A 13,515-nucleotide genomic window follows, 5' to 3' on the forward strand; every position below is an offset into this window, starting at 1 on the left:
AAGCTCGCGCCCAGCCGAGCCATTGATCCAGTGAAATGGCAGCATTTGTCCGAAGACATCGATACGGTCGTGGACCAACTTGCCTTCACCAACCCCAGCGTCGTTCCGAGCGAACGTATTTCTAATCCGGAGTGGCGGCCGCAGATGAGCCGCTATTTGTATGCGCACCGCTGAACATTCGTCGTTTGACGGCCTCCCTCACTGTCTGAACGAATATATAGAGCAACGGAATGATAAGGAGGCCCGCGACCGTTCCGACCAACAGCCCACCCAGGACCGTCACGCCGATCGCTTGGCGGCTGCCCGCTCCGGCCCCCGATGCTACAACCAACGGCACAACCCCCAAGATGGACGCCATCGCTGTCATCAACACAGGCCTGAAGCGCTGAGAGGTCCCTTCGGTTGCCGCTTCCGTAATGCTGAAACCCTCCTCCCGGCGCTCCTTGGCGAACTCCACAATGAGGATAGCGTTCTTGGCCGCCAACCCGATGAGCAGCAGCAGGCCGATTTGCGCGTATATATTAAGATCGATGCCACCGATCACCAATCCCGCCAAGGCCCCGAGAACCGCGATGGTCACGGACATCATCACCGCCAGTGGGACGCTCCAGCTTTCATATTGGGCGACGAGGAAGAGATAGGTGAATATGATCCCCATGATCAGGATGATGACCGTCTGCCCACCGGCCTGCTTTTCTTGAAGAGCCAGCCCCGTCCATTCGTATCCGAAGCCTGGCGGCAGCTTCTCTGCGGCAAGCGCCTCCATGGCGTTCAGGGCGTCCCCGGTACTTGCCCCTGCCGCCGCCTGTCCGTTGATTGCCGCGGACGGGAAAAGGTTGTAGCGGTTGACCGAGTTCGGCCCATAGATGGTTGAGATCGAAAGCATTCCCTGCAAGGGGACCAGATCGCCCGATTGGCTCCGCACCCTCAGACGTTGGATGTCCTCGATGCGGGAGCGGAAGTTCGGCTCGTCCTGGATGCGAACCTGGTATACGCGGGAAAATATGTTGAAGTCGTCGACATAGGCCGATCCGAGATGCGCTTGCAGCGTGCTGAAGATCGCAGCAGGCGAAACGCCGAAAATCTCGGCGCGCCGCCGATCGATGGTGAGATAGATTTGCGGCGCGTCCGCCGAAAACGTGCTGAAGACGCTGGTCAGCTGCTTCGTCCGGTTTGCTGCGATGATCAGCCCGCGCATCACTTCGGCGAGTTCTTCCTGGCTTTGCCCGGCACGGGCCTGAAGGCGGAAATCAAATCCGCCGGTCGTGCCGAGACCGGGTATCGCCGGCGGATTGAACGGCACCACTGATGCCGTCGAAATTCTACTGAACTCTCCGCGCAGCCGGTTCATCAGCGCAAAAGCGCTTTGATCCGATCCGCGATCGCTCCAGGGCGTCAGTGCCGAGATGACCATTGCTGAATTGGAGCCACCGCCGCCGATCATGCTCGTTCCGGCAATAGCAATGGTGTTTGCAATGCCCGGCGTCCGCTGGAGCACTGAAGTCACCGTCGCGATTGTTTCCTGCGTGCGCTCGAGGGATGCGGAGTCCGGCAATTGCACATTCATGAACAAGTAGCCCTGGTCTTCCGAGGGCACGAAACCGACGGGCAAAATGCGATAGCAGCCATAGATGCCGACAACGACAACCGCAAAAACGAGCAGGCTGAGGGCGATCCTGCGCGCAAAGACCGCCAGCAATCGCACGTAAAACCGCCTCGACGCATCGAGCGCGACGTTTATCCTGCTGAAGATCCGCGAGCGGCTCTCCTGTGCCGGGCGCAGGATCAGGACGCATAACGCCGGGCTGAGCGTCAGGGCATTGATCGTCGAGAACGTGATCGTCACCAGGATGGTCACCGCAAACTGCCGGTAAAGCTCACCGGTTATGCCGGCGAGGAACGCCACCGGCACGAAGAGGGCGGCCAGCACCAAAGTCGTGGCAACGATCGGACCGGTGACCTGGCTCATAGTGCGCAGCGTCGCCTCGCGCACGTCAACGCCAGCCTCGCTCATGATGCGCTGGACGTTTTCCACCACGATGATGGCGTCGTCCACAACCAGGCTGATCGCCAGTATCATCGCGAAAAGCGTGATCGTATTCGCCGAATAGCCCATGAGATAAAGCACGGCAAAGCCACCGATCAGTGAAACCGGTATCGTCAGTGTCGGGATGATGGTCGCGCGCCAGTCCTGCAGGAAAAGGAACACGACGGCCACGACGAGCGCGAAGGTGATCGCCAGCGTGACGAAAATCTCATGGATGGTCTGGCGAACGAAAGCGGTCGTGTCGAAAACGACCGTGTAAGCGATGTCATCGGGAAATTGTTTCGACAACCTCTGCAGTTCGTCCAGAACAGCGTTCGATACTGCCAGCGCATTGGCGTCGGCTGACTGATAGACGACAACGGTCGCGCTGGGCTTGCCGTTCAGGGTCGACGTCGTATCGTAGGATTCTGCTCCGAGTTCGACCCGGGCGACGTCGCGGAGATGGACGATCGCGCCATCCTTGTTGGTGCGGATGATGATGTCGCCGAACTCGTCCGCATCCGCGAGCCTTCCTCTCGCCATGACGGTTAACTGCAGCTGCTGGCCGGTGGGTGCGGGAGGAGAGCCGAGCTGGCCGGCGGACGCTTGCGCGTTCTGGGCCTGGATCGCGGCAGTCAGGTCGGCGGCAGTTACCCCAAGGGCCTGCATGCGATCGGGGTTCATCCAGATGCGCATGCTGTAGGCCGGACCGAACACGCTCGCCTCACCAACGCCCGGCAGGCGGGCGACAGCGTCGCGGATGTTTATCATCGCGTAGTTGCTGATGAACACATCGTTTCTGGTACCTTTTGGCGAGTAGATCGCGAAACCCAAAAGCATGCTTGATGAACGCGATCTGACTGAAACGCCTGTCTGCGTGACAGCGGCAGGAAGCCGCGGCGTTGCCATCGCCACCCGATTTTGCACGTTGACCTGGGCAATTGCCGGGTCCGTCCCGGCCGCAAACGTCACGGTCAGGCTATAGGTACCGTTGTTGGTGCTCGATGACGACATGTAGAGCATGTCGTCGACGCCGTTCACCTGGTCCTCGATCGGCGCTGCTACACTATCGGTCATGACGCTTGCATTCGCGCCCGGATAGCTTGCCGTCACCTGCACTTCGGGCGGTGTGATTTGAGGAAACTGCGCGACGGGTATCAAGAGGAGGGAGACCCCTCCGGCGATCATCATCACGATCGCGATGACCATCGCGAACCTCGGTCTCGCGATGAAGTGCGCCGATATGTTCATTGCGCGGACCCTGATTGTGATGCGGCGGGAGCGAGCGAGATCACGCTACTATCGGTTGGAGAGACCTCTGTGGGACTGACGGCCGCGCCTTCGGAGATGTTCTGCAGGCCCTCGACAACGAGTTTTTCGCCGCCTTTCAGACCATCGTCGACCACCCAGTTGCCATTGATCTGCCGGGAGGTCTTTATCCGCCGCAGCTCGACAGCGTTCTGCTCGTTAACCAGCAGGACGAACTTGCCTTCGCGGTCCTGCTGCACCGACCCCAAGGGCACAACTGGGCGTAGTGTCTTTTCCGTTCCCGATATGACGACCGTGACGAACTGCCCTGGAATGAGCAGGCCATCGGGATTGGAAAACAGTGTTCGAACCGCCAGCGTCCCGGTCGCCGGGTCGATTTCGTTGCCGAAGAATTCGATCTTTCCAGGCTCCCTGTATGCTTGGTCGTTTGAGAGCCGCAGGCTGGGCTGGTAGCGCCTGGCGAGTTCTTCCTTGCCGATATCGCCGGCGGCTGCGCGCAGTTCGAGGATGGATCGGTCGCTCACGGAGAATACCACGCGGATTGGATCCATTTCCACGACGCGTGCCAGCGCCATCGAACTGCCGCTGACGAAGCTTCCCACAGACAGTTCCGCTGCCCCGATGCGGCCGTCAATCGGCGAGGTAATCCTCGTGTAGCTGAGATTGAGCTCGGCCTGGGCCACGCGTGCTTGCGCCGACAACAGGTTTGCCTGTCCGGTCTCCAGCGCCGCTTGGCTTTCCTCCAGCGTCGCGCGCGATACGGTCTGGCCGGTCAGCGACTGATTTCGCGCAACGCGGCGTTGGGCATCATCCAAGCTCGCCTGGGCGCTCGCAAGCGCTGCCTTGGCATCCGCTAACGATATCTGAAGGGATCGTTTGTCGATCAGGAAAAGATCCTGATCCTTCTTGACCAGTTCGCCCTCGTCAAAAAGGCGTTCGTCCAGAAAGCCTTCGATCCGCGAACGGATATCGACGGCATTGACCGCCTCCACGCGACCGACGAATTCGTGCTTCGGCGAGACATCTTGAACCGGTATGCTGAAGACGCCGACGGAAGGCTCAGCCTGCGCCGCGGCGTTCTTCGGTGCGGACATTAACGTTGCCGACAATATTATGAGGCATGCCGACGGAACTCGACGTCCCAATTTCATCGACCAGTCTCCATCAGAGCCGAGATAATTTCTCAAGTCAAAACGTATGGAAGCAGTCTTCAGCGGCAAATTCGTATATGCTCAAATACTACTGCTAGTCGTTAAAATCGGCAAGCCGTCAGTGATAGCACTCTTGTTACAGCTGGATCTTTTGCAGATGTGGGCCGGATACCGGAAGTCTGGACTACACCTGCGTGACCGTTTCGGATGCGTCTTTCAAAAAAGCGCCGCCTGTCGTTTCATGCCCTTGACTGGGCGGCGGCAAGCCGTCAGGTCACGCGCATTTCGTTGGATCCGCAGGAAATGCTTTCAGGCCGCCCCGCTGATCAGAAGGATGGCTGCTCGCTCGGTAGGCAACATTTGCAATCAGAGGCTGTTATCCTCAATAATCCATCGATCACAGACTGAGCACCGCCCGCCTCTTGCATGTTCATTGAGTGTCGTCGATGATTTTCGACCAGCTGGTTTTTGCCACTTGCGATCTCAAGCTCAACTGGGCCACGAGTTGTTCGACAACGCTGTCTTCATCACTCTTGCTGAAAACGATCGCTTCGATCTCCATGCTGCCGTCGCCTTCGTCAAGGCGGCTTTTAATCGACCGGAACTGGAGTTTGTTGGCGTTTAGTGATTGCAGGAGCGCCGCCCGGATTGCGATCTCGTCCTCCAGCGGGCACGTCAGCCTTATGTCGTATATACGGTCCTGTTCTGACGCGACCACAGACCAAGTTTCAATATATCGTCCAAGCTTGGGAAGCGTAAAGTTGAAGGCAACGATAAACAACGCCGCCTCGACGGCCAGCAGAAGTTGCCCGTAGCCAGCAAAGACGCCCACCGCGCCAGTGCTCCAGACCGTCGCAGCCGTGCTCAATCCTTTGACGTTGGTGCCATCGCGGATAATGAGGCCAGCGCCGAGGAAGCCGATGCCTGTGATCACTTGAGCGCCCATACGTAAATCAAACTCCAAACCCATAGCACTTGGAAGCGACGCATAGGACGCGGCGCCGAGGGAAACCAGCGCGTGTGTGACGAGATTTGAGTTGCGCTGCTTCAAATGTCTCTCGGCGCCGATCAGCGTTCCGAGCAGCAAAGCTATAACCAGCTTGAGGAGAATTGAATGGCTGGCGTCCATCTCGATTACCTCGTTAATATGTGTCGTGGGTCGTGCCTGCCTTCTCGCGTCAGCCAGTTGTCTCTGCCGCACAAAAAAATCGCTTCGTACGGAAAGCAATCAGCGCCCTTCAACCTGTTTTTAACTTGGTTCGGAGGCATGAATCTCGATTGGAGAGAACATGGTGCACGTCCTGCTGAAGTTGCAGGACGGCGGGTTCGGGTTTCAAAAGAAACTGAGCTGGCCATTGTCAGGCGTTTTCTTCTGGGGCGGCTTCGACACCTTCTCGAGCGGTACCGGATCTTGAAGATCCGGCCCCATGTTTGCAACCTTGTTGACCTTGTCGGAAACTGGGATCGCCTCGAAGAAATCCTCCTGGACCGGCTGCATGAGGCCGACGACCGCGCGCGGCTCCTGCGTCTTGCAGTCGAGCCAGCGGGAAAAATCCTCCGGCTGGATGACGACCGGCATGCGGTCATGGATCGAGGAGATCGCGCCGTTGGCCCTGGTCGTCAGGATGGCACCGGTATCTACTTCCGAACCATCGGCTGAGGACCATGTTTCCATGAGCCCGGCAAAGGCGATGACGCCGCCGCGGCGCGGCCGGATCCAATAGGCCTGCGCCTTCTCGCCGCTTTCCTTCGACGGGCGATGCCATTCGTAGAAGCCGGAAGCCGGGATGAGGATGCGGCGATGGCGCATGGCGGCGCGGAAGGATGCCTTGCCGATTGCGGTTTCAGAGCGCGCATTGATCAGCAGTGGGAATTCCTTGGGATCCTTGACCCAGCCGGGCGTGAAGCCCCAGCGCACCAGCAGGGCGCGGCGATCCGGCAGGTTGCTGCCCGGCTCCTGCCCTTCGCCTGATATGACGACGAGAATCGGCTGCGTCGGCGCGATGTTGTAACGTGCCGGAAAGCTTTCCAGCTCGGCAAGGCTGAAAGCTTCGGCTATATCCTTGACCACTTCTGTCAGGGCAAAACGTCCACACATGCGAATGTCTTTGCACCCTGCCCCGCATCGGTCAAGGCGCTTTGTCCACAAGCAATTCCCAATGGAGAGCCGCTGCACATCTTTCGCAGAAAGGCTCTAACTGCGTGGTGCGAAGAGGATGACCGCCGTGCCGGCAAGGCAGATCAGCGCGCCGCCGATATCCCAGCGGTCGGGAACGCGGTTCTCCGCCAGCCAGAGCCACAACAGCGAGGCAACAATGTAAATGCCTCCATAGGCGGCGAAGGTGCGTCCGGCGGCCTCGCTCGGCACCAGCGTCAGCAGCCAGGCAAACAGCGCCAGCGACACCATGCCGGGCGCCAGCCACCAGACGGGCTTTGCCAGCCGCAGCCAGGCCCAGAAGGCAAAGCAGCCTGCAATTTCGAAGAGGGCGGCAAGGGCATAGATCAGGTAGGTCACGGGCATCTCGCAGGAATCACAGCGGCCATATTCCATGCTAGCCCAGCGATTGCGCAAGGTGAGTTGCCCATGGGATAAGGCAGGCATCACAGCAACACGTGCGAGCCGATGACCTCCGAAGCCAGACCCGCCTCCTCCGCCATCCTGGAACGTGATGGCCGATTCCTTCTTGTACTGCGGCGAAACCCGCCCTCGGCCGACATGTATGCCTTTCCCGGCGGCCGCGGCGAGCCTGGCGAAACACCCGAAGAGACAGCATTGCGTGAACTCTTCGAGGAGACCGGCATCCGGGCACGAAACCCGCGCCTATTCTCCACCTATGACCTGAAGACGCATGCGCCCGACGGCAGCATCAGCAGCCATTTCTTTCTCTCCGTCTTCCGCGTCGAAGCGGACCGCCATCTGGTGGCGGAAGCTGCCGATGATGCAGCAGCAATCGGCTGGTACAGTGTGGAAGAGATCCGCCGTATGCCGGCGCCGCAGAGCGTGCTCGAATGCGTCGAGCGGCTGGCAGCCGGCGAATGAGGCCAATGCCGGAAGAGTTGGCAGAATAGAAGTGGAAACTGCCACATCCGCCTTGTTCCTGTCATGCTCCCTGTATCAACTGGGAGCATGATTCCCGTTCGACGCGTTCTCTTGTCATCTCTTGTCTTTGGCGGCCTCGTCTGGGCCAGTCCGACAATGGCGCAAGGTGGGGCGCAGGGCAGCAAGAATATAGTTCCCGCGCCGACGGAGGAGATCGCACCGCCGGTCGTGGTCGTACCCTATGACGACAAGCTGGCGCGGCTGGCAGAGGTCTTGGGTTCAGTGCATTACCTGCGTACGCTCTGCAAGGCTCAAGGCGCGGATGAATGGCGAGCCGACATGCAGGAACTGCTCGATTCCGAGACGAATGGGGAGCCGCAGCGCAAGGAAAAACTGACCGCAGCCTTCAATCGCGGCTATCGCACTTTTGCCTCGGTTTATACGGATTGCACCCAGGCGGCCATCGTGGCAGAAGAGCGCTACCGTAACGAAGGTGCAACACTTGCCACAGAAATTACTTCGCGGTTTGGAAATTGACGTTTAATTAACCTGTTTTCGCATGCGGACGTGTCGTTTTGGGAAAAGGCTGTTAGTGTTGTTAACATAGCGGTAAGACATGAGAAGTTCTGAGGAAAAGACAATGGAACCAAGCCTCAACGACATCGACGACATGATCGTCCACGAAAAGATGCAGGCGGCTCTGGAATACCAGAACGAGGCTTGGGCCGACGGAATGGCCGATGGTATCGAGCCTGAAATCATTGCCGATGCTGCGATTGCCCATGCACTGCGGGAGACAATCAGACTGCATGGAGAAAGCAGCGCCGAAGCCTTGTTGGATTCGCTGCGCGACCGCATGCTGGCAGGTGAGTTTTCCACCAACCGGACCCTGCAATAAGGGCAATACAGAGAGTCTCATGCGTACCGGTAAAGATATTTCCTCGCGAATTGCGCTCGCGCCGGTCCTGCTTGCCGTCGGCCTTGCCGCAGGCAGCGTGCTGTCCGCATCTTCCGCCTACGCACTTTCTGAACTTCAGAAGATTCCGGGCCAGCCCGATGCGCCCGCCACGGCGCAACAGAACCCACAGCAACCGGCAGCACCGCAGAACGGCTCCTCGGGTGTCCCCATGCCCGATCCGCTCGTCAACAAGGAAGGCCAGAGCGTCGATAAGACGCCGGGCGCGTCCGACAATTCCAAGCCCGCCGAAGTGATCTACGACATCAGCAAGGTGCCGGAACCTGTGCGCAAGATGCGCGAACAGATCGTCGAGGCGGCCGCCTCCGGCGACCTCGAACGCCTGCGTCCGCTGATGGGCACTGGCGCGGACCAGACACAGGTCACGGTCGGCGAACCGACAGACGATCCAATCGGCACGCTGAAGGATCTCTCCGGCGATCCTGACGGCGACGAGATCCTCGCCATCATGCTCGATGTCATCTCGACCGGCTTCGTGCATGTCGGCCAGGGCACGGCTGATGACATGTATGTCTGGCCCTATTTCGCCGAGAAGGATCTGAAATCGCTGACCCCACCGGAACGCGTCGAACTGCTGCGCATCGTCACGGCAGGCGACCTCTCCGATATGCAGGAGTTCGGCGGCTATAATTTCTACCGCCTCGGCATCACGCCCGACGGCAAATGGAAGTTCTTCACAGCCGGCGACTGACGCCAGAGCGTCGTGGCTCCTTTGGGATGCACAAAGGACGCTCTAACTCATTGAAACTAAGCATCAGGCTTTCCGAAAATCGTTTCCGATTTTGCGCCGATGCTGTAGAGCGCTTGCACCATCAGCTTCAAAGACTTACCTCTGAGCGATCACCAACGCGACAGGTTTCGCCATGCCAGCCGTATTCCTGAAAGACCGCTCGCTTATTGCCGTCGGCGGCCCTGAAGCAGAAGCCTTCCTGCAGAATCTCATCACCACTGATATCGTCTCGCTTGGTGAGGACGAGGCGCGGCCGGGCGCGTTGCTGACGCCGCAGGGCAAGATCCTGTTCGACTTCATGATCTGGCGCGACGGCGATGGCTTTGTCATCGAAACGGACGCCTCCCAGCGCGAAGCGCTGCTGAAGCGATTGACCATGTACCGCCTGCGCGCGCCGGTGACGTTGACGCCAGTTGCAGAGGATGGCGTCACCATTTCCTGGGGCGAGGAGGCCGGAGCGGGCATCAAGGACAGCCGATTCGCCAAGGCCGGTGTCACCGTGCTGCGTCGTGCCGGTCATCATGGCAGCCACAATGCGACCCTCTACGATGCGCTGCGCATCGAGCATGGCATCGTTACGTCAGGGCCTGATTATGCGCTTCAGGATGCCTTCCCGCATGATGTGCTGATGGATTTCAATGGTGGCCTCTCCTTCAAGAAAGGCTGCTATGTCGGCCAGGAAGTGGTGTCCCGTATGCATCATCGCGGCACCGCACGACGCCGCGTCGTGACTGTTTCGGCCGGCGCCGCATTGCCCGCCAGCGGCACTGAAATTACCGCCAATGGCAAGCCGGTCGGCACGCTCGGCTCCGTCGAGGGAACAAACGGACTGGCGATCGTGCGCATCGACCGCGCCGGCGAGGCGATGGCATCCGGTACGCCGCTGCTTGCCGGCGATGTTTCCGTGACGCTCAGCCTGCCGGCCTGGTCCGGCCTCAGCTTCCCGACCTCCTCGGACGAGGCGAGCGCGTGACGACTGCGAAGGCTCCACGCGCCTGGCAGCGCATGCTGTCTGGGCGGCGACTCGATCTGCTCGACCCCTCGCCGCTCGATGTCGAACTGACCGATATCGCCCACGGGCTTGCCCGCGTCGCCCGGTGGAACGGTCAGACGTCGGGCGACCATGCTTTTTCAGTTGCGCAGCATTGTCTCATTGTTGAAACCATCTTCCGGCACTTCAATGACGCCACACCCGGCGATTGCCTGATGGCGCTGCTGCATGACGCACCGGAATATGTGATCGGCGATATGATCTCCCCTTTCAAGGCGGTCGTCGGTGGCGGATACAAGACGGTCGAAAAGCGGCTGGAGGCCGCCGTGCATCTGCGCTTCGGCCTGCCGCCGCACCCTTCCCGCGAACTCAAGGACAAGATCAAGAAGGCCGATACGATCGCCGCCTATTTCGAGGCAACGGTGCTTGCGGGCTTCACGCCGGCAGAGGCACAGAAGTTCTTCGGCCAGCCGCGCGGGATCACCAGGGACATGCTCTCGATGGATCCTTTCCCAGCGCTCGAAGCGCAGCGGCTCTTCTGCGAACGCTTTGCGGAGATCGAGGCAGCCCGGGGCGTGACCCCGTGACCGTGATCGTGGTTTCTCCGCTGGCGCGCATTGCCGAGATGGCGGTGCGGCACAAGGCGCGCGAGATGATCAGCCTGATGGCGAAGGAACAGGCCTTTCACCGTCCTGGTGTGATCCAGGCCGATCGGCATCTGCTGCTCAACATGAACGATATCACCTTCAAGGGCACGGGCGATCTCGTGGCGCCCGACGAGAGGCATGTGCGGGCGATCATCGATTTCGCCGCCGGCTGGCAGCAGGAGGCGCCGCTTCTCATCCATTGCTGGATGGGCGTTTCGCGCTCACCCGCCGCAGCGCTGATTGCCGCCCTGTCGCTGGCGCCCGAGCAGGAGGACATGGCACTTGCCCGCCGGCTGCGCGCCGCCTCGCCCTATGCGACACCCAATGCGCGGATCGTCGAAATCGGCGATGCATTGCTTGGTCGGCGCGGCCGGCTCGTCGATGCCATGAAAGCCATCGGCCGCGGTGCGGATGCCGACGGCAACGCACCCTTCGTGCTGACCATCCGGGACGATTCGAACGGTTGACGCCCTTGGCCCCTGCTCCATCTAGCCCTCGACGATGCATTCGAGGAGCATATGATGGAACAGCAGGCCTCCGACCTTATCATTGCAACCCGTTCGGCGCTCGATCAGGCGAGCGCGCTTGCCGTACAATATTCTTTCTCCATCCTGGGCGCGATCATCCTGCTCATCGTCGGCTGGGTGACGGCGAGCCTCATCAGCCGCTGGGCCTATGAGGGCATCTCGCGTGTGCGCGGCATCGACGAGACGCTTGCCCGTTTCTTCACCAATGTCGTGCGCTATGCGCTGCTGGTGCTGGTCTTTGTCACCGTTCTCGGGCAGTTCGGCGTGCAGACGGCATCGATTATCGCCACTCTCGGCGCCGCCGGCCTTGCCGTCGGTCTGGCGCTGCAGGGCACGTTGCAGAATATCGCAGCCGGCATCATGCTGCTCGTGCTGCGCCCCTTCCGCGTCGGGGAGTATATCGAGACAAGCAGTGTGACCGGGACGGTGCTCGAGATCGGCCTTTTCGCCACGGAACTGAAGACGGGGGACGGCCTCTATCGCCTGGCGCCGAATTCGATCCTCTGGAATACGCCGATCACAAACTATAGCCGCCAGCCAACCCGGCAGAATGATCTGAAGATCAGCATTACGCACAAAGACGATCTCGACCTCGCAATGGAAACACTGATGAAGCTTGCGATAGCCGACAAACGAGTGCTCAAAACGCCGGCACCAAGTGTCTTCATCGATAGTCTCAGCGACACTGCGGTCAGCATGACATTGCGCTACTGGGCATCGACCGGCGACTGGTGGAGCCTCAGCCGTGACATGATCAAGCGCGTCAAACTCGCCTTCGACAAGATGGGAGAGGTGGATGATACCTCAGCCCCAGCGCAGCCTTCGAACGCTCCCACCATAGAGCCAGCCTTGGAAGAAGCACCCGTCAACGCTCCGGGCCGCAAGAGGACGCCGAGGGCGTCCCCGCAGACATAGCCCTACTGCTTATTCAATCACACCGCAGGCAATCCTGTCGCCGGCGCCGCCTGAGGGCTGGCTTCGATAGTCATCGGATTCCGCATGCACCATCAGCGCGCGGCCACGCACACCATCCTCCTTGCCGTCGAGCGAGATCATGGTGTCGAAGACCTGCGCGCGCAGGATGCCGTCCTGACCGACATACTGGTTCGGCATGTCACCGGCATGTGGTCCCTTGGCGGCGAGGAAGCCATGCTCGGCCTTGGTCGGATTGAAATGACCACCGGCCGATTCGTGATGGGTTGCAGCATCGCAGCGGCCGGTTTCGTGGATGTGGAAGGCGACCCACTTGTTGACGGGCAGGCCCGAGATTTCCGCCTCGATGAAGACACCACCATTGGCCGCGGCGGTCAGCGTGGCACGGCCGGACTCCTTGCCGTCAGGGCCGATGAAATTTGCCGTCGCCGTCTGCTTGTCCTGGGCAAGGCCTTGGGACGCAGCCGCAAGCAGGCAGAGGGCAGCGATGGTGCATATGATTTTCATCGGGTTTCCTTCCGTTTCGGGGACTGTGTCCCAACGCCTCATAAGGGAAGGTGTTCCTGCCTGCATAAAAGGCAAGAAAAAGCCGGCCACAAGGCCGGCTCCAGACTAGTGCAGCTAGCGACCAACGCTCAGGCTGCAATACCGAGATCGAATTCGCCGTAGGTATTGCGATAGGCCTGCATCGCCTGGTCATCGCCATCAGGGGCAATCTGCTGCAGCGCATAGGGAACGGCCGTGCCGGTCGCCGAGCCGTTGTCGCTGTATTCCATCATGAGAGCGACGAGGCTGCTCGGATATTTCGGCTGCGTATTGCCAGAATTATCCTCTTCGAGAAATTCCCGGATGATGCCGGGTTTCTTATCTGCCGCACGTTCCGTGCGGCTCAGCACGCCGTCGCCATTGGCATCAAGCCGCGAGAGCGTTGCCAAATATGCATAAGAGATGTCTGAAACTGATGAAAGAGCAGTCATACAAACCTCCGTTCACCGCTTTTTCCGGTGAGAGTCTGTACGCAATACACGGGTGGGAAAGATCGGGCTTGACCCATTGACTAAACTGATTTGGGCTTCTGGTCAATAAGCTGTTAACTGTTGATTAACTATGATTGACAAAGTGTAACTACCCGTTTCAGCGGCGCTTTCAATTTCCCTCGGTAAGCCAGGTTCCTTCAGTATTTCAGTAGTTTGCGAGATACAAACAAATTGCCGGCTAGCTATAA

At 59.7% G+C, this 13,515-nt stretch carries 15 protein-coding genes; 8 read left to right on the forward strand and 7 right to left on the reverse strand.

Features of this window, described 5'->3' with window-relative positions; all coding sequences use genetic code 11:
• Positions 1 to 121: 121 nt before the first annotated feature.
• From AC1DUP_RS12865 to AC1DUP_RS12885, 5 genes are all read right to left on the reverse strand, one after another.
• Positions 122 to 3,277 carry an efflux RND transporter permease subunit gene (locus AC1DUP_RS12865; protein WP_477832833.1) on the reverse strand — a complete coding sequence of 1,052 codons (3,156 nt, stop codon included), beginning with the start codon at positions 3,275 to 3,277 and terminating at the stop codon, positions 122 to 124.
• Positions 3,274 to 4,446, reverse strand: a complete 1,173-nt coding sequence (locus tag AC1DUP_RS12870) for an efflux RND transporter periplasmic adaptor subunit (protein ID WP_477832834.1) — start codon at positions 4,444 to 4,446, stop codon at positions 3,274 to 3,276. The genes AC1DUP_RS12865 and AC1DUP_RS12870 overlap by 4 nt, the downstream gene beginning before the upstream one ends.
• 430 nt (positions 4,447 to 4,876) lie before the next feature.
• On the reverse strand, positions 4,877 to 5,575 hold the full coding sequence (locus AC1DUP_RS12875) for an MgtC/SapB family protein (RefSeq protein ID WP_113509062.1): 699 nt from the start codon (positions 5,573 to 5,575) through the stop codon (positions 4,877 to 4,879).
• A gap of 204 nt (positions 5,576 to 5,779) precedes the next feature.
• Positions 5,780 to 6,544, reverse strand: coding sequence for an SOS response-associated peptidase (locus AC1DUP_RS12880; protein ID WP_477832835.1), 765 nt, complete (start codon positions 6,542 to 6,544; stop codon positions 5,780 to 5,782).
• Positions 6,545 to 6,640: 96 nt separating this feature from the next.
• Positions 6,641 to 6,961: a YnfA family protein gene (locus AC1DUP_RS12885; RefSeq protein WP_113295335.1), complete on the reverse strand. Its 321-nt coding sequence runs from the start codon at positions 6,959 to 6,961 to the stop codon at positions 6,641 to 6,643.
• Between the two features lie 108 nt (positions 6,962 to 7,069).
• Here AC1DUP_RS12885 and AC1DUP_RS12890 point away from each other — a divergent pair, with 108 nt between their 5' ends.
• The 8 genes from AC1DUP_RS12890 to AC1DUP_RS12925 all read left to right on the forward strand — a co-directional run bounded on the left by AC1DUP_RS12890 (position 7,070) and on the right by AC1DUP_RS12925 (position 12,272).
• Positions 7,070 to 7,486, forward strand: coding sequence for an NUDIX hydrolase (locus tag AC1DUP_RS12890; protein WP_477832836.1), 417 nt, complete (start codon positions 7,070 to 7,072; stop codon positions 7,484 to 7,486).
• Positions 7,487 to 7,549: 63 nt separating this feature from the next.
• Positions 7,550 to 8,023, forward strand: a complete 474-nt coding sequence (locus AC1DUP_RS12895) for a TIGR02301 family protein (RefSeq protein ID WP_477832837.1) — start codon at positions 7,550 to 7,552, stop codon at positions 8,021 to 8,023.
• 103 nt (positions 8,024 to 8,126) lie between these two features.
• Positions 8,127 to 8,384: a hypothetical protein gene (locus AC1DUP_RS12900; protein WP_113184571.1), complete on the forward strand. Its 258-nt coding sequence runs from the start codon at positions 8,127 to 8,129 to the stop codon at positions 8,382 to 8,384.
• Between the two features lie 19 nt (positions 8,385 to 8,403).
• A complete protein-coding gene (locus AC1DUP_RS12905) occupies positions 8,404 to 9,153 on the forward strand; it encodes a hypothetical protein (protein ID WP_113311450.1) in 750 nt (249 codons plus the stop codon).
• Positions 9,154 to 9,325: 172 nt separating this feature from the next.
• Complete coding sequence (gene ygfZ / locus AC1DUP_RS12910) at positions 9,326 to 10,165, forward strand: CAF17-like 4Fe-4S cluster assembly/insertion protein YgfZ (protein ID WP_477832838.1); 840 nt, start codon at positions 9,326 to 9,328, stop codon at positions 10,163 to 10,165.
• Entirely contained in the window at positions 10,162 to 10,770 is a 609-nt protein-coding gene (locus tag AC1DUP_RS12915; RefSeq protein ID WP_113295203.1) for an HD domain-containing protein, read from the forward strand. The genes ygfZ and AC1DUP_RS12915 overlap by 4 nt, the downstream gene beginning before the upstream one ends.
• Complete coding sequence (locus tag AC1DUP_RS12920) at positions 10,767 to 11,297, forward strand: tyrosine phosphatase family protein (protein ID WP_113295202.1); 531 nt, start codon at positions 10,767 to 10,769, stop codon at positions 11,295 to 11,297. The genes AC1DUP_RS12915 and AC1DUP_RS12920 overlap by 4 nt, the downstream gene beginning before the upstream one ends.
• A gap of 54 nt (positions 11,298 to 11,351) precedes the next feature.
• On the forward strand, positions 11,352 to 12,272 hold the full coding sequence (locus tag AC1DUP_RS12925; protein ID WP_477832839.1) for a mechanosensitive ion channel family protein: 921 nt from the start codon (positions 11,352 to 11,354) through the stop codon (positions 12,270 to 12,272).
• A 9-nt stretch (positions 12,273 to 12,281) separates the two neighbouring features.
• Here AC1DUP_RS12925 and AC1DUP_RS12930 read toward each other — a convergent pair whose 3' ends face one another.
• Positions 12,282 to 12,797, reverse strand: a complete 516-nt coding sequence (locus AC1DUP_RS12930; RefSeq protein WP_113295200.1) for a superoxide dismutase family protein — start codon at positions 12,795 to 12,797, stop codon at positions 12,282 to 12,284.
• Between the two features lie 128 nt (positions 12,798 to 12,925).
• Entirely contained in the window at positions 12,926 to 13,267 is a 342-nt protein-coding gene (locus tag AC1DUP_RS12935; protein ID WP_113295199.1) for a hypothetical protein, read from the reverse strand.
• Between the last annotated feature and the right edge of the window lie 248 nt (positions 13,268 to 13,515).

The organism is Rhizobium sp. 01L419 (genome assembly GCF_056400025.1).

Coding starts and splice junctions, on each gene's coding strand:
- AC1DUP_RS12870 (WP_477832834.1), bottom strand. CDS start 4,446: ATGAAATTGGGACGTCGAGTTCCGTCGGCATGCCTCATAATATTGTCG.
- AC1DUP_RS12925 (WP_477832839.1), top strand. CDS start 11,352: ATGGAACAGCAGGCCTCCGACCTTATCATTGCAACCCGTTCGGCGCTC.
- AC1DUP_RS12935 (WP_113295199.1), bottom strand. CDS start 13,267: ATGACTGCTCTTTCATCAGTTTCAGACATCTCTTATGCATATTTGGCA.
- AC1DUP_RS12930 (WP_113295200.1), bottom strand. CDS start 12,797: ATGAAAATCATATGCACCATCGCTGCCCTCTGCCTGCTTGCGGCTGCG.
- ygfZ (WP_477832838.1), top strand. CDS start 9,326: ATGCCAGCCGTATTCCTGAAAGACCGCTCGCTTATTGCCGTCGGCGGC.
- AC1DUP_RS12895 (WP_477832837.1), top strand. CDS start 7,550: ATGCTCCCTGTATCAACTGGGAGCATGATTCCCGTTCGACGCGTTCTC.
- AC1DUP_RS12905 (WP_113311450.1), top strand. CDS start 8,404: ATGCGTACCGGTAAAGATATTTCCTCGCGAATTGCGCTCGCGCCGGTC.
- AC1DUP_RS12875 (WP_113509062.1), bottom strand. CDS start 5,575: ATGGACGCCAGCCATTCAATTCTCCTCAAGCTGGTTATAGCTTTGCTG.
- AC1DUP_RS12880 (WP_477832835.1), bottom strand. CDS start 6,544: ATGTGTGGACGTTTTGCCCTGACAGAAGTGGTCAAGGATATAGCCGAA.
- AC1DUP_RS12865 (WP_477832833.1), bottom strand. CDS start 3,277: ATGAACATATCGGCGCACTTCATCGCGAGACCGAGGTTCGCGATGGTC.
- AC1DUP_RS12890 (WP_477832836.1), top strand. CDS start 7,070: ATGACCTCCGAAGCCAGACCCGCCTCCTCCGCCATCCTGGAACGTGAT.
- AC1DUP_RS12900 (WP_113184571.1), top strand. CDS start 8,127: ATGGAACCAAGCCTCAACGACATCGACGACATGATCGTCCACGAAAAG.